Annotated in this window: 18 protein-coding genes and 1 pseudogene; 9 read left to right on the top strand and 10 right to left on the bottom strand. The window is 71.2% G+C overall.

Going from position 1 to position 22,422, the window contains the following annotated elements; all coding sequences use genetic code 11:
- Nucleotides 1-115: 115 nt before the first annotated feature.
- Complete coding sequence (locus tag OG349_RS21050; RefSeq protein ID WP_327236076.1) at nt 116-1,093, top strand: LysR family transcriptional regulator; 978 nt, start codon at nt 116-118, stop codon at nt 1,091-1,093.
- On the opposite strand, the gene OG349_RS21045 is transcribed toward OG349_RS21050, so the two are convergent.
- The 3 genes from OG349_RS21045 to OG349_RS21035 form a co-directional block, all read right to left on the bottom strand.
- Nucleotides 1,059-2,273, bottom strand: a complete 1,215-nt coding sequence (locus tag OG349_RS21045; protein ID WP_327236075.1) for a cytochrome P450 — start codon at nt 2,271-2,273, stop codon at nt 1,059-1,061. The genes OG349_RS21050 and OG349_RS21045 overlap by 35 nt on opposite strands.
- A 146-nt stretch (nt 2,274-2,419) precedes the next feature.
- A complete protein-coding gene (locus OG349_RS21040) occupies nt 2,420-2,647 on the bottom strand; it encodes a ferredoxin (RefSeq protein ID WP_327236074.1) in 228 nt (75 codons plus the stop codon).
- 4 nt (nt 2,648-2,651) lie between these two features.
- Nucleotides 2,652-3,869: a cytochrome P450 gene (locus tag OG349_RS21035; protein WP_327236073.1), complete on the bottom strand. Its 1,218-nt coding sequence runs from the start codon at nt 3,867-3,869 to the stop codon at nt 2,652-2,654.
- A gap of 165 nt (nt 3,870-4,034) precedes the next feature.
- Between OG349_RS21035 and OG349_RS21030 the strand changes: the two genes are divergently transcribed.
- From OG349_RS21030 to OG349_RS21015, 4 genes are all read left to right on the top strand, one after another.
- Nucleotides 4,035-4,607, top strand: coding sequence for a TetR/AcrR family transcriptional regulator (locus tag OG349_RS21030; protein ID WP_327236072.1), 573 nt, complete (start codon nt 4,035-4,037; stop codon nt 4,605-4,607).
- Nucleotides 4,604-5,179: a GNAT family N-acetyltransferase gene (locus OG349_RS21025; RefSeq protein ID WP_327236071.1), complete on the top strand. Its 576-nt coding sequence runs from the start codon at nt 4,604-4,606 to the stop codon at nt 5,177-5,179. The genes OG349_RS21030 and OG349_RS21025 overlap by 4 nt, the downstream gene beginning before the upstream one ends.
- Before the next feature lie 1,321 nt (nt 5,180-6,500).
- Complete coding sequence (locus OG349_RS21020) at nt 6,501-7,682, top strand: alpha/beta fold hydrolase (protein ID WP_327236070.1); 1,182 nt, start codon at nt 6,501-6,503, stop codon at nt 7,680-7,682.
- 87 nt (nt 7,683-7,769) lie between these two features.
- Complete coding sequence (locus OG349_RS21015) at nt 7,770-8,756, top strand: aldo/keto reductase (protein WP_327236069.1); 987 nt, start codon at nt 7,770-7,772, stop codon at nt 8,754-8,756.
- A 171-nt stretch (nt 8,757-8,927) separates the two neighbouring features.
- Here OG349_RS21015 and thpR read toward each other — a convergent pair whose 3' ends face one another.
- Nucleotides 8,928-9,587 carry an RNA 2',3'-cyclic phosphodiesterase gene (thpR, locus tag OG349_RS21010; protein ID WP_327236068.1) on the bottom strand — a complete coding sequence of 220 codons (660 nt, stop codon included), beginning with the start codon at nt 9,585-9,587 and terminating at the stop codon, nt 8,928-8,930.
- A gap of 104 nt (nt 9,588-9,691) precedes the next feature.
- Between thpR and OG349_RS21005 the strand changes: the two are divergent.
- Nucleotides 9,692-10,169 (top strand): annotated as a pseudogene (locus tag OG349_RS21005) (Uma2 family endonuclease).
- Nucleotides 10,170-10,245: 76 nt separating this feature from the next.
- On the opposite strand, the gene OG349_RS21000 reads toward OG349_RS21005, so the two are convergent.
- Together OG349_RS21000 and OG349_RS20995 are read right to left on the bottom strand one after the other, a co-directional pair.
- Nucleotides 10,246-11,559: an MFS transporter gene (locus tag OG349_RS21000; RefSeq protein WP_442806405.1), complete on the bottom strand. Its 1,314-nt coding sequence runs from the start codon at nt 11,557-11,559 to the stop codon at nt 10,246-10,248.
- Nucleotides 11,560-11,698: 139 nt separating this feature from the next.
- The gene (locus tag OG349_RS20995) at nt 11,699-12,139 is read right to left on the bottom strand and encodes a MarR family winged helix-turn-helix transcriptional regulator (protein WP_167031570.1); all 441 of its coding nucleotides are present in this window, start codon (nt 12,137-12,139) and stop codon (nt 11,699-11,701) included.
- Nucleotides 12,140-12,268: 129 nt separating this feature from the next.
- Between OG349_RS20995 and OG349_RS20990 the strand changes: the two genes are divergently transcribed.
- The 3 genes from OG349_RS20990 to OG349_RS20980 all read left to right on the top strand — a co-directional run bounded on the left by OG349_RS20990 (nt 12,269) and on the right by OG349_RS20980 (nt 15,484).
- The gene (locus OG349_RS20990; RefSeq protein WP_161309965.1) at nt 12,269-12,451 is read left to right on the top strand and encodes a ribbon-helix-helix protein, CopG family; all 183 of its coding nucleotides are present in this window, start codon (nt 12,269-12,271) and stop codon (nt 12,449-12,451) included.
- A 67-nt stretch (nt 12,452-12,518) separates the two neighbouring features.
- On the top strand, nt 12,519-12,791 hold the full coding sequence (locus tag OG349_RS20985; protein ID WP_327236066.1) for a DUF2530 domain-containing protein: 273 nt from the start codon (nt 12,519-12,521) through the stop codon (nt 12,789-12,791).
- Nucleotides 12,792-12,955: 164 nt separating this feature from the next.
- Nucleotides 12,956-15,484 (top strand): HAD-IC family P-type ATPase, encoded by a 2,529-nt coding sequence (locus tag OG349_RS20980; RefSeq protein ID WP_327236065.1) that lies wholly within the window; start codon nt 12,956-12,958, stop codon nt 15,482-15,484.
- Between the two features lie 86 nt (nt 15,485-15,570).
- Here OG349_RS20980 and OG349_RS20975 read toward each other — a convergent pair whose 3' ends face one another.
- From OG349_RS20975 to OG349_RS20960, 4 genes are all read right to left on the bottom strand, one after another.
- Nucleotides 15,571-16,443 (bottom strand): DUF5707 domain-containing protein, encoded by an 873-nt coding sequence (locus OG349_RS20975; RefSeq protein WP_327236064.1) that lies wholly within the window; start codon nt 16,441-16,443, stop codon nt 15,571-15,573.
- A 155-nt stretch (nt 16,444-16,598) separates the two neighbouring features.
- A complete protein-coding gene (locus tag OG349_RS20970; protein ID WP_327236063.1) occupies nt 16,599-17,495 on the bottom strand; it encodes a calcium-binding protein in 897 nt (298 codons plus the stop codon).
- A 127-nt stretch (nt 17,496-17,622) separates the two neighbouring features.
- Nucleotides 17,623-20,760, bottom strand: coding sequence for a sacsin N-terminal ATP-binding-like domain-containing protein (locus tag OG349_RS20965; protein ID WP_327236062.1), 3,138 nt, complete (start codon nt 20,758-20,760; stop codon nt 17,623-17,625).
- Between the two features lie 385 nt (nt 20,761-21,145).
- A complete protein-coding gene (locus OG349_RS20960; protein WP_327236061.1) occupies nt 21,146-22,057 on the bottom strand; it encodes a DUF3027 domain-containing protein in 912 nt (303 codons plus the stop codon).
- Nucleotides 22,058-22,422 lie beyond the last annotated feature (365 nt).

Genomic DNA, 22,422 nt, shown 5'->3' with positions numbered 1-22,422 from the left:
CCTCACCACAACCGACCTTCGGGCCCCCGCATCACACCGCGCGCACCGCCCCCGGATCAAACAACCGAATCCGGGTGAGTCACAACCATCAGTTGTGCGTACATAAGCTGCGCTCATGGATACAGAGGCGGTGCGATCGTTCGTCCGGGCGGCCGAACTGGGGCAGCTGCGGCACGCGGCCGACGAGCTGGGCGTGACCCAACAGGCCGTGTCGAAGCGGATCGCGGCCCTGGAGCGCGAAGTCGGCGTGCGGTTGTTCACCCGTACCGCCCGAGGGGTCGAGCTGACCCTCGACGGCCAGGCCTTCCTCCCGCACGCCCGGAACCTCGTCACGGGTGCCGAGCGCGCGATCACCGCGATCAGGCCGGGGTCGCGCGCCCTGCGGATCGACGTTCTCGGCCTGCGGTCCGCGCAGGCCGTCCTCCTCCACGACTACTGGCGGTCACGTCCCGGAACCGACCTCGACGTGGTGACTCTCCGGGGCAGCGACCCGCGCGAGGCGGTCGCCGCCGTGCAGGCGGGCGACCTCGACGCGTCGTTCCGCTCGGTCACCGATCCGGCCGCGCTGCCGGGCGACGTACGGATGATCCACGCGTTCGACTCCCCGCTGGAACTCCTCGTCGGCCCGAGGCACCCGCTCGCCGCCGCGCGGACCCTGGCCCCGGACCGGCTGCGCGGGCACCGGATCTGGGTGCCTGGCATCGCGCCGGGCAGCGAATGGGCTGAGTTCTACGACGAGTTGGCCACCGACTTCGACCTCCGCGTCGACGCGGCGGGGCCGAACTTCGGCGACGAGGTGCTTCTCGACATCCTCGCGGACTCCGCCGACGTGGCCACCCTCGTGGGCTCGCGCGACCGGTACCTCTGGCCGACCTCCCACGACCTGCGCCGCATCCCGGTGGTGGATCCGACGCTCGCGTACCCGCTCTCGCTCCTCCTCCGCCGGTCGAATCCGCACCCGGGACTCCGGGCGGTCATCGATCACTTCGGCGGCCTGGCCCCGCTCCCCGGGCGGGTCTGGCGCCCCTCCTGGGCGCCCGCACCGGGTCGTACGGACCTCACACCTCCACCAGCAGCTCCCGCAGCCCCCTGATGACGTACCCCGGGTTCCACCCGGGCTCGGCGGTCAGCCGCAGGTCCGGGGCCCGGCGCAGCAACGCCCCGAAGGACGCGACGAGTTCGAGCCGGGCGAGCGGGGCGCCCAGGCAGTAGTGGATGCCGGCGCCGAACGCCAGATGCGGGTTCTCCGTACGGCCGAGGTCCAGGACGTCGGGTCGGTCGAAGCGGGCGGGGTCCCGGTGGGCCGAGCCGAAGAGGAGGGCCACCTCGCTGCCGCGCGGAATCACCGTGCCGCCGATCTCGATGTCGTCCAGCACCCACCGCTCGAACATCTGGAGCGGGGTGTCGAAGCGCAGCAACTCCTCGACGGCGGAGGGCAGCAGTCCGGGCAGGCCGGCGCGCAGGCGGGCCATTTCGGCGGGGTGGCGGAAGAGGGTGAACCAGCCGTTGGCGGTGGTGTTGACCGTGGCCTCGTGGCCGGCGTTGAGCAGCAGCACGCAGGTGGAGATCATCTCCTGCTCGCTCAGCCGGTCCTCGTCGTCGTGGGCGGCGATGAGCGCGCTGATGAGGTCGTCCCCGAGGTCGCGGCGGCGCCGCGCGATGAGCCCGCGCAGGTACGAGGAGAACTCGGCCGACGCCTCGACCGCCCGCCGGGCCGTCTCCTCGGTGGGGTTCAGCTCGAACATCCCGCAGATCGCCGACGACCAGGGCCGCAGCAGCGGCCGGTCCGCCTCCGGGACGCCGAGCATCTCGGCGATCACCGCGACGGGCAGCGGCTCGGCGACGGCGGCGACCAGGTCGCCCCCGCCGTCGGCGACGAACCCGGCGACCAGGTCCTCCGCGAGCCGGGTGACGGTGGGCGCGAGCCGCTCGACGGTACGCGGGGTGAAGGCCAGGGAGACCAGCCGGCGGATGCGGGTGTGGTCGGGGGCTTCGAGGTCGAGGAGGCCGTTGCCGTTGAGGGTGTGGAAGGGCTCGTGCGCGGCGGGCGGGGCGGTGCGGCCGAACTCCTCGTGGGTGAAGCGGTGCAGGTACGTACGGCCGAGGCGCCGGTCGCGGAGCAGGGCCCGTACGTCGTCGTAGTGCGGGACGAGCCACTGCCCGGTCGGCTCGAAGTACGTCACGGGCCCCTGGGCGCGGAGGCCGGCGTAGGCCGGGTAGGGGTCGGCGATGAACGCGGGCTGCCAGGGGTCGAACGCGGGGGCGGTACTCATACGGCCCAGGGTAGAGGGGGGTCGTACCCGTGGGCCGGGGTGATATCCGTGGTCGTACCCGTGGGCCGGGTCGTACCCGTGGGCCGGGTCGTACCCGTGGGCCGGACGGGCTTCCCCGTCCGTCCGGCCCACGGAGGATGTGCGGGTCAGGGACGTGGCCCCACCACCGCCCCCGAGGCCGTGTCCGTCACCGTGATGGCGACCGCCGGGCACGAGTCGGCGGCGTCCAGCAGCACCTCCGCCGGGTCCGCCTCCGCCGCGCCCGGCACCACCGCCGCCGTCGCGCTGTCCAGCTCGAACCGGTCGGGGGCGAGCGCGGCGCACATCCCCGAGCCGATACAGGCGTGTTCGTCCACCTCAAGGTGCCAGGTCATGCCGTCACCACCCCACCGTCATCCGGCGCGGGGCGCGCACGATCATCTGGTCCTTCCACTCGATCTCCCCCACCACCCGCAGCCCGGGCATCTTCGTCACCAGGGCGTGCAGCGCCTCGTGGAGTTCGAGCCGGGCGAGCTGCGCGCCCAGGCAGTGGTGCACGCCGTGTCCGAAGCCGAGGTGCTGGTTCGCCTTGCGGTCCAGCCGTACCTCGTGCGGATTCTCGAACCGGCGCGGGTCCCGGTTGGCCGGGCCGATCGCGACGAGGACGGGCTCGCCCTTGCGGACCAGGACCCCGCCGACCTCGATGTCCTCGGTGGCGTACCGGGCGAATCCCCCGGCCACACCGAGCGGGATGAACCGCATCAACTCCTCGACGGCGGTGGGGATCAGCTCGGGCTCGATGACCAACCGGGCCCATTCCTCGGGGTGTTCGAGCAGGACGTGTACGAAGTTCGGGATCTGCGAGGCGGTCGTCTCGTGTCCGGCGATGAGGATCGCGATGCACATGTCGACCAGTTCGATCTCGGTGAGCCGGTCCTTGACGTCCTTGGCCTCGATGAGCGCCGACATCAGGTCGTCCCGCGGATCGGCCCGGCGCGCGGCGACGTGTTCCGCCATGTAGGCGCGCAGGGCCACCTGGTTGGCGTGCTGCTCCTCCGCGTCGAGGATGCTGGTCGAGAGGGCCGCGTCGCTCCAGGCGCGGAACTTGGGCCGGTCGCCGGCCGGTACACCGAGCAGTTCGCAGATGACGGCGACGGGCAGCGGGAGCGCGAACTCCTCGACCAGGTCGGCCGTACCGCCGCGCGCGAGCAGCCCGTCGAGCAGTTCGCCGGTCAACTGCCTCACCCACGGCCGTAATCCTTCCACCTGGTGCTTGGTGAAGGCGCGGGAGACCAGGGTACGCAGCCGCGTGTGGTGGGGCGGGTCCATCGAGAGGATGTTCTCCTCGATGACGGCCGGGGTGAAACGGGGTTCGTCCTTCTCCAGCGACATGGCGCGGGAGAAGCGGAGATCGCCCAGCACGAACCGGGCGTCGGCGTAACGGGTGGCCAACCAAGCCGGTTCGCCGTACGCCAACTGGACGCGGATCATGCCCTCGGCGTCCTGTGCGGCGGTGTACGCGTCGTCGAGGCCGAGCCCCCCTCCGTCGTTGAACGGGTACGGGACGGGGGCGGGGGCGGAACTGGAGGCGGGTACGGCTGCGGGGGGTGTGCTCAAGGTGACTCCCACTCGAACGGTCTATCGAGCCTGGTCATGGGCTCGTTGAGGTAGCTGTCCGGAGTTTGCAAGCAGACGCTTACAACGCTAGGCAGGCCGTCGGGGAGGCGTCAAGACGGCCGTCCCCGGGCGGCTCGGGCGCTACGGTGTGCGCTGGGAGGGACCGTGGCCGAAAAACAACAACCCCGCCGCCGCGACGCGGCCGGGACCCGACAGGCGTTGCTCGATGCCGCCACCACCCTCTTCGCGGAGCGCGGTTTCGCCCGTACGACCGTGCGGGACATCGCGGAACGCGCGGGGGCGAACCAGTCGTTGATCTTCCGCTACTTCGGCTCCAAGGCCGCGGTGTTCGAGGCGGTGGCGGCCCGCGAGGGCCGGGCCCAACTGGACACCACACCACTGGAGAAGCTGCTCGACACCACGCTGCGCAGCATGCTCCGCGACGAGCCGGGCCAGCGGCGCGACCACACACTGGTGACCTTCCTGCGCTCGCTCGGCAGCGAGGGCCCGGCGGCCACCATCGCCGAACAACTGGGCGCGGACTACGCGGGCGCGCTTTCCACCCTGACCGACGCCCCGGACGCGACGCTGCGCGCCCAACTGATCCTCGCGTGGCTGGTGGGCATCGGCCTGGTCCGCGACGTCAGCCGCATGGAGCCGTTGGCGGGGGCGGACGCGGACGAGATCTGCGCGCTGTTCCTGACGGCGGCGCGGACGCTGTTGGAACGCACCGAATGAGAGAGACCGCCCCGCGGACAATCCTCCACGCCCCGGCCACGGCGACGGCCCCGGCGCTGACGCTGCGCCCGTGGCGGGAGGGGGACCTCCCGGCCCTCATCGAGGCGTACGACGACCCGTTGATGGTCCGGTCGACGCAGAACCCCGTGAGGGGCGAGGCGGGGGCGGTCCGCTGGCTGGAGGAGCGGTCGCGGGGCTGGACGACGGGGACGCGGCTGAGCTTCGCCGTGTTCGAGGAGGGGCGGTTGGCCGGACATGTGGTCGTCAAACGGCCGGGACCGATGGCGGGCGCTTCGGGCGCTTCCAGCGCTTCGGAAACGGCGGAGGTCGGCTACTGGACCGTGGCGGCGGCCCGGGGGCGCGGCGTGGCGCCGCATGCGGTGGAGACGGCGACGGTGTGGGCATTCACCACCCTTGGCAGCCCGGTGGTGAACCGGCTGGAACTGCTGCACCAGGTGGACAACCGGGCCTCGTGCCGCGTGGCCGAGAAGGCCGGCTACGTGTACGAGAGAACACTCGCGCCGCACCCCCCGTTTCGGTTGGAGGGCCACTTGCATGTCAGACACCGGTGAGGGGGGAGGGGGGGTGGGAGGGGGGTGAGGGGGGGTGAGGGGGCGGGGGATTTCGGGTGCGGGTTCGGGCCGAGGGGTAGTCGGGGGTGGCCGGGTTGTGTGGTTCGGGTGGGGCCGCCCCTTGCGGTTGAGTGTCGCGGTTTCGGGCCGGGCGTCAAGGGCGCTCCTGCGGAGCGTCGGCTTCGCCGATTCCACTGCGCTCCACCCTTGACACCCGCCCCGAAACCGCAAGGGAAGGCTGGGGGGGCGGCCCGGGGGAAGGGTCCCCGACAATCCCCGGATGCGGTTGGGGTTTCGTCGCGGGCCTCGGCTCTCGGCGGGGCTTTGCGCACCACCTGAATGGGGCGGTGGCCACTCGTCTCGGCGGCTGACAACCGTCCGTTGGCGGGTGTGCAAGCACCGTGTCTGAGATCCGTGGTCAGCTGCGGGGTCGGGCAGGGCCCCGGGCAGCCCTGGTGACCAATACACCCCATTCGCCCAGGCTTTGAGGCCTGCTGAGGGCCTCTTACCCCTGGTCTTGCGTCCTGTGTTTCGTTAAGGGGCTCCGACAGCACACAACCCACCGAAACGGGCCCGGCGACCGCCCCACCCACCACACATGCCCCCACCACCCACTCAGCTCCGGCTTGACGCCCGCGTACGGGCCGGTGGGCGGCAGTCGGCCGCCAAGACTGCCCACCACCACACCCCACCAGGCCAAATGCACCAATTGCCCTAGCTTTGAGGACTCCCGGGGGCTCCTCCCGCCCGGTCTTGTGTCCTGTGTTGCGTTAAAGGGCTCTCACAGCAAACAACCCACCGAAACAGGCCAGACCAGCCGCCTCCCCCCACCACCACCGCCCCACCACCCACCCACCACAGACACGGTGCCTGCACACCCGCCAACAGACGGTGGTTGGCCGCCGAGACGACTCGCCACCGCCCCATTCAAGTGGTGCGCAACACCCCGCCGAAAGGCGCGGACCGCGACGAAACACCAGGCACAGACGGGCCCTCCGGGGACCCCTCCCCCCGGGCCGCCCCCCTCCGCCTTCCCTAGCGGGGCCGGGGTGGGCGTCAAGGGTGGAACGAAGTGGAATCGGCGAAGCCGACGCGACGCAGGAGCGCCCTTGACGCCCACCCCGGCCCCGCGACAATCAACAACAAGGGGCGGCCCCACCCGAACCACACAACCCGGGTGCCCCCGACTACCCCTCGGCCCGAACCCGCACATCAACCGAACAGTCACCGCCCCACCCCGCCCCACCCCACCCCGCCCCGCCCCCTCCCGCGCTCTAAGGTCGGGACCGCCCACCCCGCCCCCGCCCGCAGGAGCACCTCCATGCCGCAGCCCATACCTCAGCCCACCCCCGCCCCCAACCCACCACCCCCCGCCACATCCCCCGACTACCCGCACTACCCGCACTACCCGCACTCCCCGCACTATCCGCCCGTCGAGCCCTACGACCACGGGCTGCTCGACGTCGGGGACGGGAATCTTGTCTACTGGGAGGTCTGTGGGAATCCGGCTGGCAAGGCCGCCCTCGTCGTTCATGGCGGGCCGGGGTCCGGGTGCAACCCCACCATGCGGCGGTACTTCGACCCGGCCCGCTACCGCGTTGTCCTCTTCGACCAGCGCAACTGCGGGCGCAGCACCCCCCACGCGAGCGATCCCGCCACCGACCTGCGGCACAACACCACCGACCACCTGATCGCCGACATGGAACGGCTGCGCGTCCACCTCGGCATCGACAAGTGGCTGCTGTACGGGGGGTCCTGGGGCTCCACACTCATCCTCGCGTACGCCGAGCGCCACCCCGAGCGCGTCTCGGAGATCGTCATCTCGGCCGTCACCACCACCCGCCGCTCGGAGATCGACTGGCTGTACCGGGGCGCCGGCCGGATCTTCCCCGAGGAGTGGGAACGCTTCCGCGACGGCGTTCCGGAGGACGAGCGGAACGGTGGTGGCCTCCAACGCCACCACCAAGGCCACCGCCAACGCCACCTCGGAGGTGGCCCAAGAGGTGGCCCAGGAGGTGGCCCAGGAGGTGGCCCAGGAGGCAGCCCCGGAGGCGACCCCGGCAGCGACCTCTTCGAACTCCTCGCCGCCTACGCCCGGTTGACCGAAAGCCCCGACCCCGCCGTACGGGAGCGGGCCACGGCCGACTGGTGCGCCTGGGAGGACGCCGTGCTCTCCCAGGAACCCCACGGCTCGGCCCGCCCGTACAGCGACCGGCCCCCGGCCGCCCGCCTGGCCCTCGTCCGGATCTGCGCGCACTACTTCTCCCACGCCGCCTGGCTGGAGGAGGGTTCGCTGCTGCGCGGCGCGGACCGGCTGGCGGGCATCCCGGGGGTCCTCGTCCACGGCCGGTTCGACCTGGGCGGGCCCCTGGTCACCGCCTGGGAGTTGGCGCGCGCCTGGAAGGACGCCCGGCTGGTGATCGTGGAGGACGCGGGGCACAAGGGCAGCATCACCGAACGGCTCGCCGTACGGACGGCGCTGGACGATTTCGCGGGCCGGTAGAGGCGGCGCCCGTACAACCACGCCGAGTGGTCAAGCGGCGGACGGGGGCTTGCTTCGAGTGCGCTCGAACGCGTTGGCTAGTGCGACATGAAGTACACGCAGCTCGGACGCACGGGACTCGAGGTCAGCCGACTCGTCCTCGGGACGATGAACTTCGGCCCGCTGACGAACGAATCCGACAGCCACACCATCATGGATGCCGCCCTCGACGCGGGCGTCAACTTCTTCGACACCGCCAACATCTACGGCAGGACGGCGGGCAAGGGCCGTACCGAGGAGATCCTCGGCACCTGGTTCGCCCAGGGCGGCGACCGCCGTGACAAGGTCGTCCTCGCCACCAAGCTGAACGCGTACATGGGCGAGGGCGACCAGGCGTGGCCCAACCACCACAAGCTCTCCGCCCTCAACATCCGCCGTTCGGTGGAGGCCAGCCTCAAGCGGCTCCAGACCGACTACATCGACCTCTACCAGTTCCACCACATCGACCGTGCCACCCCGGTCGAGGAGATGTGGCAGGCGATCGACACCCTGATAGCCCAGGGCAAGATCCTCTACGCGGGGTCGTCCAACTTCCCCGGCTGGAAGATCGCCCAGACGAACGAGACGGCGCAGCGCCACGGTTCGTACGGCCTGGTCAGCGAGCAGTGCCTGTACAACCTCGTCGAGCGGCGCGCCGAGATGGAGGTCATCCCGGCCGCACGTGAGTACGGCCTGGGTGTCCTCCCGTGGTCGCCGCTGGCCGGTGGCCGGCTGGGCGGCGTGCTGCGCAAGGAGCGCGAGGGCACGGCGTCCGGGGGCCGTTCGGGCGGCGGGATCACCGACCCGGCCGTCCGGGCGCAGATCCAGTCGTACGAGGACCTGCTCGACAAGCACGGCATCGACCCGGGCGAGGCGGCGCTGGCCTGGCTGCTCACCCGGCCGGGCGTGACGGGCCCGATCTCGGGGCCCCGGACCCTGGAGCAGCTGGAGTCCGCCGTACGCGCGGTGGACCTGGAGCTGTCGGACGAGGTGCTGGCGTCGCTGGAGGAGATCTTCCCCGGCCCCGGCGAGTCGCCGGAAGCCTTCGCCTGGTAGTCGGCGGTGGTGGGGGTACGCGGTGACACCGCGTACCCCTGGTCGTCGGCGGCCCGGCGTCCAGGGCGTGTCCGGCGGACAGGCCCTAACCCCCGACAGCCGCCGCGACAGCCACGATCACGAACATCAGCACCAGCACGCCGGCCATGATTTGGTTTCGGGTCTTGGGGTTCACCTGTCGAGGTTACGTCGGGCGGGAGCGACACCCTCGCCCGGGGGGCCGCCGGGGCCCGCCCCGAGCGGGCAACGCGCGACCGTCTCGTAGCGCGGAACCTGGCCCGGCCTCCACCCCACCCCCGCCGTCCCAGGCAACCGGCTGCGTACGAGCGCCAGCTCGGACACCTCCCAAGGCGTCCCTTCGAAGCCGCCCAGCGCCTCGACGTACGGCCGCAGGCCGTCCCCGGCACCGTCGTCACCTCTTTCCCGCTCCGTACGAGCCAGGGTGAGGTGAGGCTGATAACGCCGGTGTTCCTCCATCGGCACCCCGGCCCGCCGCGCGGCGGCATCCGTCCGCTCGGCGAGGAGCCGCAACGCGTCGAGCCCCCCGGCGGCCCCGGCCCACAGCGCCCGCCCGCCGAAGTGCCCACTGCCGTGGACGCGCAGCGAGAAGGGCTCGGTACGGTACGCGGCCCGCCCCAGCCGCTCGGTCAGCTCCGGCACCACCGCGTCGTCCACCTCCCCCATGAAGGCGAGCGTGAAGTGCCACCCAGCCTCCCCGGTCCACCGCAAAGCACCCGCACCACGACGCTCAAGCTCCCGCAACGCCCCCACGGCACCGGCGAGTTCCGCAACGACGTGATCAGGCGGCAACACGGCGGCGAAGAGTCTCATACGCCCAGCTTCCCCGGCCGAGCCCCCGCTCGTAACCCGGTCACCGCGCCCAGCGTTGTACCGCGCGGCTGCCACATTGCCCGGCAGCGGGGAGGAGCGCCACGATGACCGTCGTAGAGAGCGAAAAGCTGATTCTGGACATGCTGTTCGAACGACTTGAGCAGATGCCCGTCCCCGAGGGTTACAAGGTCGAGATTGTCGGGGGGGGGGAACATCCACATGTCGCCACAACAGGACGCCCACAGGGAAATCATCCGCCGCGTGGTACGAGCCCTGGAGGACAGGTTCGGCGTGGGCGTCAGGGTGCTCTCAGACGTGCGGATCAATTTCCCCGGCCCCCAGAACGGATTCGCACCGGACGTGGCCAGACTCGCCGACGGCCCCAAGAAGACGGCGTATGCGGCGGCCGAGGTCCCGGTGTACCTGATCGCCGACCCCTACACCCGCCGCTGCCACGTCTACAAGGAGCCGAAGGACAGCGACTACACCGCCGAGCTCATCGTCCCATTCGGCAACGAGATCGACCTGACCGGTACCAGCGTCGATCTCAGGCTGAGGACCGCGGACTTCCCCCGCGACTGAGCCTCGCGCCCCCATCCGCCACCGTGGCCCTGACCGGCATCCGCCGTCTCAGGGCCACACGCGTACCCCCGCCGCCTCACACCGTCGCCGGCACCCGTTCCCCCGCCGTTCTCGGTACGAGGTCCACGTGGGGGCGGCCGCCCCGGAGGTCGATCTTTACGCGGACGCCGACCACCCGGGTCAGGATCACGCCGATCGTGGCCGCCGCGATCAGGGAGACCGCGCCGCCCGTCGCGAAGCCGACGCGGGCTCCGTACGTGTCCGTCACCCAGCCCAGGAGCGGGCCGCCCACCGGGGTGCCGCCGACGAAGACCATCATGTAGAGGCTCATCACCCGGCCCCGCATCGTGGGGTCGGCCGCCATCTGGACGCTGGTGTTCGCGCTGATGTTGGTCGTCATGCCGAGCATCCCGATCGGCAGCAGCAGCAGCGAGAAGAGCCACACGGACGGCGCGAAGGCGACCAGGACCTCCAGCAGTCCGAAGCCCACGCCCGCCAGGATCATCAGGCGCAGCCGCGAGGAGCGGCGGCGGGCCGCGAGGAGGGCCGCGGCCAGGGAACCGACCGCCATCAGGATGTTGAAGAACGAGTACAGCCCGGCCCCGCCGCGGAAGATCTCGTGCGCGAACGCCGTCAGCCAGATGGGGAAGTTGAAGCCGAACGTGCCGATGAAGCCGACGAGGACGATCGGGCCGACGAGTTCGGGCTTGCCCCGTACGTACCGCAGTCCCTCCCGCAACTGTCCCTTGCCGCGCGGCACCCGCTCGACCTTGAACAGCTCGCTCTGGCGCATCAGGAGCAGTCCGGCGAGCGGCGCCAGGAAGGAGAGACCGTTCAGGAGGAAGGCATATCCGCTGCCGACCGTCGTGATCAGCACACCCGCGACGGCGGGGCCGATCAGGCGCGCCGACTGGAAGTTCGCCGAGTTGAGGCTGACGGCGTTGCGCAGCTGGCTCGGGCCGACCATCTCGGAGACGAACGACTGCCGGCTCGGGTTGTCGACCACCGTCACCATGCCGAGCAGGAACGCGATCAGGTAGACGTGCCACACCTGGACGTGGCCGGACAGGGTCAGAAGGGCGAGGGAGAGTCCGCAGAGTCCCATGGCGGCCTGGGTGACCAGCAGGATCTGGCGCTTCGGGTAGCGGTCGGCGATGACGCCGCCGTACAGACCGAAGAGGAGCATCGGCAGGAACTGGAGCGCCGTCGTGATACCGACGGCCGCCGAGGAGCCGGTGAGGCTCAGGACCAGCCAGTCCTGGGTGATGCGGGACATCCACGTACCGATGTTGGAGACCACGGCGCCCGTGGCGAACAACCGGTAGTTGCGGATCTTGAGGGACGAGAAAGTGCCGCCCTTGGTGGGGGTGGGGGCGGCGTCCGTGCTGATGGTGCTGGTAGTGCCGGTGGTGCTCGTACTGCCGTTACTGCTGTCGTGGGCGGATTGCGGTGCGGGGGCGGAGTCTGCTCCGGATCCCGAACTCAACGTGGTTTCGCCTCCTTGCGGCGCGCGGGTCAGCGGTGGCGGATCAGAGGTGGGCGAGCTTCTCCAGGACAGGGGCGGCAGCGCGCAGCTTCGCCCATTCGTCCTCGTCGAGGCCCTCGGCGAGGGAAGCGAGCCAGACGTTGCGCTTGCGGCGGCTCTGTTCGAGCATCGCCTCGGCCTCTTCTGTCTGGCTGACCACCTTCTGCCGACGGTCGTCGGGATGCGGCTCCAGCCTGACCAGGCCCTTCGCTTCGAGCAACGCGACGATTCTGGTCATCGACGGCGGCTGTACGTGCTCCTTGCGGGCCAGCTCCCCCGGGGTGGCCGAGCCACAGCGGGCGAGGGTGCCGAGCACCGACATCTCGGTGGGGCTCAGCGACTCGTCCACACGTTGGTGCTTCAGTCGCCGGCCCAGCCGCATGACGGCGGATCGGAGAGCGTTCACGGCGTCGTCGTTCTCGTCACCGTGGGACAGATCAGGCATGTATTTAGCGTAACTCATTACTCATGCTAAATACCACCGGGGGTACGGGCCCGCAAAGACCACTCGAACGAGTGAGAATGCCGTCGAAAGCGACACCAGGGGGCGGGTCCGCCCCCGACCCTGGACCGCATGGGATCGACAGTGCTCAGCCTGCGGATAGACGGTGAGCTGCTCGACCGGCTCAGGCGGCATGCCGCCAGACGGGGGATGAGCGTCCAGGACTATGTGGTCAGGACGCTCGTCCGGGACGACTTCGACGAACGGTTCCAGGCGGCCGTGGACGAGACGGAGAAGTTCTACGGGGTGCCGTAGGGGGCGTCGCAGGGATGTGCGGCGGGCGGGTGCCTCAGGCCGGACAACCCCGACCTACACTGCCCCCATGACCGGTTCCCCGACCAGATCCCCCCAGCGTGAGGCGCCCGAGCCCCTGGAGGGGCCGGTTGTCGGCACCGTCGTGGGCGGGACGATCATCTGGTTCGTCCTCTTCCTCGTACAGCTGCCGTTCTACGGATGGTTCAGCGATCACGGGCACACGTGGTGGATCTGGACCTGCCTGGCCGGCGCCGGCCTCGGTCTGATCGGCATCTGGTACGTACGGGGGCGGGACGCGGCGCTCAAGCGCGCGGCGGCGGAAGGCACCTCCGGGACCTGAGGGGCCCGGGGGACCTGAGAGGCCCGGCGGAAGATGCCTGTCGGGGGCATCCGTACCGCCACAGGATCATCCGTCTCCTCCCAGGGTCGGATCTTCGCGGAGCAGGCCCGGATCTTCGCCCCGCCAAGCGGGAAAAGCCGCCCCCGGGTCGTACCGTCGGAACCATGACTCAGCGGGCCCGGCGGGCGACAAGTGGGACCGACGGCCCGGAACCGGGCGGCGGCGCGTCACCCACCCCGGACGGTCAGGACAGCCAGGACGGTCAGGACGGTCAGGACAGCCAGGACGGTCGGAACGCCCCGGACACACCCGACCGCCGCGCCTCCGGCCTGACCGCCGCCGAGGTCGCGGAACGGGTCGTCCGCGGCGAGGTCAACGACATCCCCGTCCGCAGCAGCCGCTCCACCGCCGACATCGTCCGCGCCAACGTCTTCACCCGCTTCAACCTGATCATCGGGGTGCTCTGGGCGGTCATGTTCTTCGTGGCGCCGATCCAGGACACCCTCTTCGGCTTCGTGATCATCGCCAACACCGGCATCGGCATCGTCCAGGAGCTGCGGGCCAAGCACACCCTCGACGGCCTCGCCGTCATCGGGGAGGCCAAGCCCGTCGTCCGGCGTGCCGGAGTCGCCGCCGCCCTCTCCACCTCGGAGATCGTCCTCGGCGACCTCATCGAACTGGGCCCCGGTGACAAGGTCGTGGTCGACGGGGAGATGGTGGAGGCGGACAGTCTGGAGATCGACGAGTCGCTGCTGACCGGCGAGGCCGATCCCGTACTGAAACACCCCGGCGATCCCGTGATGTCGGGCAGCTTCGTGGTCGCGGGGGGCGGCGCGTTCCGGGCCACGAAGGTCGGGCGGGACGCGTACGCGGCCCAACTCGCCGAGGAGGCTTCGCGGTTCACGCTGGTCGACTCGGAGCTGCGTAACGGCATCAGCACCATCCTCAAGTACGTGACGTGGATGATGATCCCGACCGCGGCCGGCCTGATCATCAGCCAACTCGTCGTCAACCGGAACAACTTCAAGGACTCCCTGGCCAGGACCATCGGCGGCATCGTGCCGATGATCCCGGAGGGCCTGGTCCTGCTGACGTCGGTCGCCTTCGCGATCGGGGTCGTACGGCTGGGCCGCCGCCAGGCGCTCGTACAGGAACTGCCCGCGATCGAGGGGCTCGCGCGCGTCGACGTCGTCTGCCTCGACAAGACGGGGACGCTCACCGAGGGCGGGATGTTCGTGAGCGAGTTGCGGCCGCTGGGCGATGCGGACGAGTCGTACGTACGGCGGGTCCTCGGCGCGATCGGGGCGTCCGACCCCCGGCCCAACGCCAGTCTCCAGGCGATCGTGGACGCCTACCAGGACGGCAGGGCGCCCTGGAAGGCGACGGAGGCGCTGCCCTTCTCCTCGGCGCGGAAGTACAGCGGGGCGGCCTTCGACGAGGGGGACGGCGGGGTCTCGGGGTGGCTGCTGGGCGCCCCGGACGTACTGCTGCCGGACGGGGATCCGGCACTGGCGGAGATCGACCAGCTCAACGAGCAGGGGCTGCGGGTGCTGCTGCTGGCGCGGGTGGCGGGGGACGCGGCCGCGGCCGGGCTCACCGCCCCCGACGTCGCGGTCGGCGCGAAGGCGACCGCTCTTGTCGTCCTGGAGCAGCGGCTGAGGCCCGACGCGGCGGACACCCTCCGGTACTTCGCCGACCAGCGGGTCGCCGCCAAGGTCATCTCCGGCGACAACGCGGTCTCGGTCGGCGCGGTGGCCGCGAAGCTCGGCCTCCCGGGTGCGGAGCACACGGTCGACGCCCGCCAACTCCCCACCGACCCGGAGGAGATGGCCGACGCGATCGAGGCGGGCACGGTCTTCGGCCGGGTCACCCCGCAGCAGAAGCGGGAGATGGTCGGCGCGCTCCAGGCGCGTGGCCACACGGTCGCGATGACGGGGGACGGCGTCAACGACGTCCTCGCCCTGAAGGACGCGGACATCGGGGTCGCGATGGGGTCGGGCTCCGAGGCAACGCGGGCCGTCGCCCAGATCGTGCTGCTCGACAACAGCTTCGCGTCGCTGCCGTCGGTGGTGGCGGAGGGGCGCCGGGTGATCGGCAACATCACGCGGGTGGCGACGCTCTTCCTGACGAAGACGGTCTACTCCGTGCTGATCGCGATCCTGGTGGCGTGCTTCCAGGTGGAGTACCCGTTCCTGCCCCGGCACCTGACGCTGCTGTCGACGCTGACGATCGGCATCCCGGCGTTCTTCCTGGCGCTGGCGCCGAACAAGGAGCGCGCGAGACGGCATTTCGTACGGCGGGTCATGCGGTACTCGGCGCCCAGCGGGGTCATCGCGGCGGCGACGACGTTCGCGACGTACATGCTGGCGCGCGGCTACTACAGCGGCCCCGGCTCGCTCCGGGCGGAGACGAGCGTGGCGACGCTGACCCTGTTCCTGGTCTCGATCTGGGTCCTGGCGATCATCGCCCGCCCGTACACGTGGTGGCGGCTGTTGCTGGTGGTGTCGATGGTGGTCGCGTTCCTGGTGGTGCTCGGGGTGCCGTCGCTTCAGCACTTCTTCGCGCTGAAACTGGTGGGGACGACGCTGCCGTGGGCGGCGGTGGCGATCGCGGTGGTGGGGGCGGTGCTGCTGGAGGTGGCGTGGCGGTGGGTGGACCGGCATTTCCACCAGGCGGTGACGGCGGCGGCGTAACGAGGAAGCACACGAAGCGGACGAAGCGAAGAGGCCCGCCCCGGACGGATGTCCGGGACGGGCCTCTCACGTCACTGCTCCGAGGACTACTTCACGTCGACGTAGTCACCGGCGACGTTGATCGCGGGGGTCGTGGCCGTACCGACGAAGCTCCACCGGTAGTAGCCGTCGACCGTCGCCTTGGTCGTCGTCTTGAGCGTGCCGGTCGTGGACGTCTTGACGCCCTTGACGTTGGTGTACGCCGTGCTGGTCTTCTTGCGGAACTGGAGGATGACCGACTGCGTCGAGTAGCCGGCGTACTTCCCGGTGTCCCAGTTCGCACGCGACAGCTTGCCCGTGACCGTGACGGTCCCGTTCTTCTTCACGGGCTCGGGGGCGGCGTTGACCGTCAGCTGCGAAGCCCGCTGGATCTTCACGGTGCCGAACGCGTCGACCTTGGTGTCCTCGCCGTCCTTCGAGGTCACCCAGGCGCCGACCTTCCAGGTCGTCGCGTCCTCGTTGATCAGTTCCTCGGAGGGAACCGTCACCGTGAGGGAGCAGGTGGACGTGGTGGCGCCGGCCGCCTTGCAGGTGGCGGACTTCTCGTTCTGGTAGAAGGCGTAGATGGGGTTTTCCGGGGACGTGCCACGCCAGATGATGGTGGAGAACCCGTCGATGCCGGAGTCGTCCGTCGCGGTGACGGAGATCGCCACCTTCTTGCTGTTGGTGGTGCCGACCACGATCGGCTTGCCGCCGTTGATGACGATCTTGCTGATGACCGGAACGGCGGCCTTCGCCGCGAGCGAGCGCTGTCCCGCCTTCGGAAGCCCCGCGCGCTGCTCCGCCGAGAAACCGTAACGGTCGCTCACCGGGAAGTCGCCACGGGACGGCGACGCCTGGGAGGCCTGCGAGGCCGGGATCGCGAGGGCGGACAGGGCCAGGGCGCCGGACACGACGGCGACGGTGGCGCGAATACGCATATGTGTTTACTCCCCGTGGAAGTGTGCGGGTCTGATGACCCACACACCAGACCCGCAAGCCGAACCGATGGTTGTACACACGCGCGAAGGTTTTGCGAAGATCGCCAACTGCCCCGGCGTGCTGGGGGCGATCAGGACAGGCCCTGGGGGCCGGACTACTTCACGTCGATCGCGTCGCCCGTCGCGCTGACCGCCGGGGTCGTGGCCGTACCGGCGAAACTCCAGCGGTAGGAGCCGTCGACCGAGGCCGTGACCGTGGTCTTGAGGGTGCCGGTGGAGGACGTCTTGACCGTCTTCACCGTGGTGTAGGCGGTGGCGGACTTCTTCTTGAACTGGAGCTTCACCGACTGGGTGCCGTAGCCCGCGTTCTTGTTGGTCTCCCAGTTGGCGCGCGACAGCTTGCCGGTGACCGTGACGGTCTTGCCCTTCTTGACGGGCTCCGGGGTGGCGTCGACCGTCAGCTGGGAGGCGCGCTGGAACTTGACCTTGGACGCGGACTCGTCCAGGCCGGGCTCGTCCACGTCGATGTCGTCGTCGTTGCCGTACGCCAGCGCGAGCACGTTCCAGGACGTGGCGTCGGCGTTCTTCAGCTGGGTGGGCTTGATCGTGACGATGCCGGTGCAGGTCGTCGTGGTCTTGTTGACGACCTTGCAGGCGACCGAGTTGGGGTCCGGGTCGAACGAGTCGGCGTTCGTACCCGACCAGAGGCCGACCACGGCGACCGCGACACCCGACGCGTCGGTGGCGGTGACCGAGAACGGCACCTTCCTGCTCTTGGTCTCCGTCGCGGTGACGACGATCGGCTTGCCGCCGTTCACGGAGGCCTTGGTGATCACGGCGGGCTTGTTGGCCGCCGCCGCGAGCGCCGAACGCTTCAGAGAGGGCGCGGCCGGGGCCGCGTGGTCCTTCGCGATGTCCTGCACGGCACCGGTCAGGTGCGCGATCGCGGCGTGGGCGCCGTCCTGCTGCGCGGCCTGGGAGGCCGGTGCGGCGAAGGCGGAGAGCGCCAGTGCGCCGGAGGCCGCGGCGATGACGGTGGCACGAATACGCATGTGTTCCCCAAGTACTGGTCCTGCGAGTCTGGGTGACTCGCAGGACCAGACCGGAAACTCTGGCCAATGGTTGTACCCATGGTCGTTCTTTTACAAAAACCAGAAACACACCGCACTTGGCCGAAACTCAGTCGAACCAGCGGTCCCGCTCCAGCTCCTCCGTCCGCGACGGATCCTCCAGCAGCGCCGCCACCTCGAACCGCCGCGGCCACTGACCCGCCGCCCACGCGAGCCCCGCCGCCACCCCCTCCACCGTCGCCGCGTGCACCACACCGTCCGGGGTGCGGCGCCAGTCGAGTTCGACGCCCCCGGCGACCAGTTCCTCGTGCTCGACGTACGTCTCCGGTGTGCCCGCGCCCAGCAGGGCCCGTACCGGCTCCGGTACGTCGTGCTGCTCGCCCTCCGTCGTGACCTCCGCCGGGACCGTCTCGCCGAGCCGCCGTACCTGCAACAGTTCCGCCAGCTCCCCCGCACGCGAAGGCGATACGGGCAGCAGCGCCAGCCCGCCCGCCAGCGGCAGCAGATCGGGCGCGTCGGCGATCACCGCGTCCCCCGCGTCGACCACCCGTACCTCACCGTCCACCACCACGCGCAGCTCGTCCGGCAGCGTCACCTGGTCCGGGTCGAGGTCCGCCAGCGCGGTGTACAGGGCGTGGAGCTGCGGCGCGCTCACCGTCCTGTCCGGGTCGGCGAGCCGGCCCAGCAGCTCGGCCGCGCCGCCCGGTTCGTCGAGGAGGGCGGCGACGGAGGTCCGTACCCCCAGCGCGTGCAACACCTGCGCGTCGTCAAAGCCCGACGCGTCCACCGGGTCGTAAAGACCGCTCAGCAGCGGATCGCCGCCGGCCGCGCGCAGACCGGCGGGGCGGCGGCCGTCCAGGACGGGATGGTCCCGGAGCCACCACGCCGTGTAGGACCGTACGGACTCCGTCGTGCCGTCGGGCAGCAGGACCCGTACGGACTGCGTCAGCGCGTCCCGCAGCGGCGGGCGGGCGAGCAGCGCGAGGGCCTGCGGCCAGGCGTCGTCGTCCACCAGGTCCAGGTCCCGTACGGCCACGATCTCGGTGGCGACCGGCGGCACCGGCGTCTCCGGCAGCCGGTCGAGCACGTCCTCGCACCAGACGTCCACGGCGTCGAGCAGCCCGGCGTCGTCCGGCTCGGCGAAGTCGCCCTCGCGGGGCTCCAGTTCGTCGGGGTCGAGGACCACGTCCGTGGCCCGTACGAGGGCGAAGGTGGCGAGCACACCGCAGGCGGCCAGCGGCTGCTCACCCCACTTGGCGGCCAGGTCCCCGTCGCACAGGGCGAGTTCGTCCTCCCGCATGAGCGCGGCGAACGGGCTTCCCGGCAGCACGAGTTCACCGGCGGGCGCCAGCTCGCCGTCCTCGTCGGTCAACGCGAGGGCGGCCAGCCAGGGTTCGTCGCCCGGTTCGAGCCCGGCGTCCCGCACCAGCCGCAGGACGGTCTCCGCCAGCTCCTCGGCGTCCAGCGTGTCCGCGTCCTCGTCCCAGATGTCCCCGGCGTCCATGGAGGCGGCAACGGCGTTGCGTACCTGGGGAGTTGTCAGGACGGCCCGTGGGGTCGCCGGCATCGCCCCCAGCTTCTCCAGCAGCGGGTGGGCGGCGTCGGGGTGCGCGACCTTCAGCCCGAGCCGGGCGAGATCGGCGGGCGCCTCGGTGTCGGGGAACGGCAGCAGGATCTGCCGGGGCCCGATCGTCGTACGGCCGTTCGCGAGCGGCACGGGCAGCCCGGACAGCCGGTCGGGGTCGACGCCCGCGAGGGTCTCGTACAACCGCCGCCACCACTCGGGCGGGCGCTCCGCCCCGGCGATCCGGTCGATGGCGTCGCCGAGCGGCAGCCGCCCGACGCCGAGCGTGCGCAGTTCGGTGCGGCGCTCGAACCCGGCGGGCAGCAGGGTGGGCAGCACCTCCGCCAGGACGCGTACGGTGTCGGCGCCCCCGCCCTCCACGACCTCCGCCTCGAACGGCCGCAGCGCGGTCAGTTCCTCGCTGGGCCCGGCGGGCGCGAGGAAGGCGACGCGCGGCAGCCGCTCCAGGATCGCCGCCCGCAGCCGCCCGTCCAGCTCCCCCTTGCCGAGCGGCCCGGGGACGAGGTCGATCGTGCCGGTGGAGACGGGCTCCCAGCCGCCGAGCAGCTCCGCGTACGCGTCGGCGGCCTTGCCGACGACGAAGTCGGTGAGCGCCCCCGGCGCGGTGTGCCGCCGGCTCGGGTCGAGCGGGAACGACGCGATGAGCAGCGCGGGCACGCCGAGAGGCTCGTCGGTGGGGGTGGGGGCGTGGACGACGGGGGCGGTACGGGGGCGGGCCGGCGCGCCTTCCTCGTCCACGGGCACGGCCCAGGTGACGGCCCAGTGCGGCCGCAGCCGCTCCTCGACGGGCCGTCCCTCCAACAACTCCGGCGCGGTGGCACCGTCCCGACTCACCACGCGCCACCGGTGGATGTCCCCGCCGCCGGCGCTGTCGTCGACGTGGACGTAGGGCCCTTCGACGGACCGCCGCAACACGCGCTCCCCACGGGGGGTCTCAACAACAACCTCAGCGAGCCCAGGCAGGGTAAGCAACAAAGCATCGTCAATCCCGTCCAGCAGCCGCTCGACAAGATCGAACGCGGCGGCGTCCCGCAGGGGCAGGACGACGACGGTGTCGTACCCCTCGGGCGGCGCGCCCTCGGCGGGCAGGGGCAGTCGCAGCAGCGGTACGTGCCCGTCGCGGCGGCGCAGCTCGTCGCCGAGCGCCGGACTCCCCTGCGCGGCCTCCGCGGCCAGCTCCCGCGCCTCGTCCAGCGACCACCGGACACCACCGTGACGCCCGAGGACGGCGGGCTCGTCACTGACGGCGAGCACGGCGGCGAACCCGACACCGAACCGCCCGACGGCCCCTTCGTGCCCTTCGCGCTTGGCGGAGGCGCGCAGCGTACTGAGCGACTCGACACCGGCGGCGTCGAGGGGCGCCCCGGTATTGGAGGCGCTGAGCACGGCGGGCGCGTCGCCGTCACCCCCCACGAGCCGAAGCCGCAACCGCCCACGGCCCTGCGCGTCGCTCCCGCCCCCACTCCGCCTACTGGCCGCATCGGCAGCATTCTGAGCAAGCTCAACAACCAACCGGTCGCGGTACCCGCCGAGCGCGAGGTCCTCCTCGGCGTTGGCGTCCTCCCGGAACCGCGCGGGACTGGCCCCCCAGGCGTCAAGCACCCCACGCCGCAACCGCCCCGTCCCGAACGGGTCGGCCCCCTCGGTCGTCCTGACGCTCACGGCATGACTCCACTCTTCGGCTGACCGGACCTACGCGGCCGAAGGTACCGCGCGAGCCCCTCCCCGCGTCGTCGCGGGGTACGACGACCGAATCTCCTCGCGGAAGTGCACAGGCGCGACGCCCAACCCCGCCACCAGCCGCGCGCTCTTCGCCGCCTGTGGCGAGTGCGACGACTGGTGGTGGGCGGAACAACTCGCCTTAGACGTCGGCGCATTGAGTCTGGATTGTGCCCGGGTTGCGCCGCCCGTGCGGGTCAAAGATGTCCTCAAGCGCCGGACGGGCTTGAAGTGCCCCCGGCAACAACCCGCACCATGGCCACCGGCCCGCAGCGGGCACCACCAAGCCCGTCCGGCGATTGAGGACAAAAGCCGGCCGCCAGGCCCCCTACGACTGCCCCAGCGGAAACGCGTCCGTCGCCATCGAGTCCATCACCGGCGGCAGCGGCCGCAACGGTGGCGGCATCACCGCCGCCTCCGAGTGACCCCCACACCCGTACGCCAGCGACACCACATGCCCGTCCGCCGGCGAGAACTCGTTCGCGCAGACCCCGAACGCCTGTCTCAGCGACCCCGCCAGCGGCAGCAGGAACCCGCACGACACGCACGGCGCCGGCGCCGCCTGCGCCATCGGTGTCTTCGCGCCGAAACTCTCGTCCCAGCGGTCCGCCGCCAGGTGCAGCCCGTACCGGGACAGCACCCGCGCCCGGCGCATCCCGAGCTCCTCCGCCACCGCGGCGATCGTCCCCCGCGCCGTACCGGACGGCGAGCCGGGAGAGGACTCCGGCGACCACTCCGCCTCCGGCGCGTCCGGCGCCTCAGCCTCCGGCGCCTCCGCCTCCACCAGGTCCGCGAGATTCTGCGGCGTCACCCCCGACGCCACCACCGAGTTCGGCGGCGCCGACTCCTCCGCGTTGTACCCGGGCTCCAGCCGCAGATCCTCCGCCTCGGTCGGCAGCAGGTCCCCGGGGCCCATGTCGCCGGGACGGAGCCGTTCGCTCCACGGCACCCATTCGGGTGCCAGCAGGGAGTCCGGGCCCGGCAGCAGCACCGTCTCGTCCAGCGTGACGAGCTTCGCGCGGGACGCGCGGGTGACCGTCACCGCCCAGCGCCAGCCCCGGTAGCCGGGCTCCTTGCATTCGAAGAAGTGGGTGACGACCCTGTCCCCGTCGGCCACCGCCGTCACATGTTCCCCGACAACACCAGGGAAGGCCGCCTCCTCGGCAGCCGACCGGGCGAGGTCTACCGCCTCGGCGCACAGACGGTCAGGGGTTCGGCTTCGCGTCGTCGCAGCACTCACAGGTCTCGCTTCTCTCCTACGCCGTCTCACGGGTGCGCCGGCCGAGTAGCGATGTACGAGCCGAGGGCGGAGCGGACCAGAGGGCCGCATCGACGTCCACGCCCGACCTCTTCCCGGGCACACCTACCGTCATCCATTCTGCGGGATGGCGAAGAGGCGCGCGGCCGAGAACAACCGCCGGTGGCGCGCTACGCACGCTACCCCCTCTCTCGCTCCCCGCCCACCTGCACGCCGTCTTTCCCGCACTTCCGGCCACACCGCAACAATGCCGTAACCCTGGCGGGGCCGGGCCGGAGGCGGGTTGCGGCGAATTTCGGCCCACTCCGAGAGTTTCCGGCGCGTCAGCCCGGAATCCCCGATTCAGC

It is taken from the genome of Streptomyces sp. NBC_01317, assembly GCF_035961655.1.
GTDB lineage: Bacteria > Actinomycetota > Actinomycetes > Streptomycetales > Streptomycetaceae > Streptomyces.
This window is presented reverse-complemented; position numbering and strand designations above follow the sequence as displayed.

What these genes read in the sequence shown, in the direction of transcription:
- OG349_RS21050 (WP_327236076.1), top strand. Translation starts at nt 116, where the DNA reads ATGGATACAGAGGCGGTGCGATCGTTCGTCCGGGCGGCCGAACTGGGG.
- OG349_RS21045 (WP_327236075.1), bottom strand. Translation starts at nt 2,273, where the DNA reads ATGAGTACCGCCCCCGCGTTCGACCCCTGGCAGCCCGCGTTCATCGCC.
- OG349_RS21040 (WP_327236074.1), bottom strand. Translation starts at nt 2,647, where the DNA reads ATGACCTGGCACCTTGAGGTGGACGAACACGCCTGTATCGGCTCGGGG.
- OG349_RS21025 (WP_327236071.1), top strand. Translation starts at nt 4,604, where the DNA reads ATGAGAGAGACCGCCCCGCGGACAATCCTCCACGCCCCGGCCACGGCG.
- OG349_RS21020 (WP_327236070.1), top strand. Translation starts at nt 6,501, where the DNA reads ATGCCGCAGCCCATACCTCAGCCCACCCCCGCCCCCAACCCACCACCC.
- OG349_RS21015 (WP_327236069.1), top strand. Translation starts at nt 7,770, where the DNA reads ATGAAGTACACGCAGCTCGGACGCACGGGACTCGAGGTCAGCCGACTC.
- thpR (WP_327236068.1), bottom strand. Translation starts at nt 9,587, where the DNA reads ATGAGACTCTTCGCCGCCGTGTTGCCGCCTGATCACGTCGTTGCGGAA.
- OG349_RS20995 (WP_167031570.1), bottom strand. Translation starts at nt 12,139, where the DNA reads ATGCCTGATCTGTCCCACGGTGACGAGAACGACGACGCCGTGAACGCT.
- OG349_RS20990 (WP_161309965.1), top strand. Translation starts at nt 12,269, where the DNA reads ATGGGATCGACAGTGCTCAGCCTGCGGATAGACGGTGAGCTGCTCGAC.
- OG349_RS20985 (WP_327236066.1), top strand. Translation starts at nt 12,519, where the DNA reads ATGACCGGTTCCCCGACCAGATCCCCCCAGCGTGAGGCGCCCGAGCCC.
- OG349_RS20980 (WP_327236065.1), top strand. Translation starts at nt 12,956, where the DNA reads ATGACTCAGCGGGCCCGGCGGGCGACAAGTGGGACCGACGGCCCGGAA.
- OG349_RS20975 (WP_327236064.1), bottom strand. Translation starts at nt 16,443, where the DNA reads ATGCGTATTCGCGCCACCGTCGCCGTCGTGTCCGGCGCCCTGGCCCTG.
- OG349_RS20970 (WP_327236063.1), bottom strand. Translation starts at nt 17,495, where the DNA reads ATGCGTATTCGTGCCACCGTCATCGCCGCGGCCTCCGGCGCACTGGCG.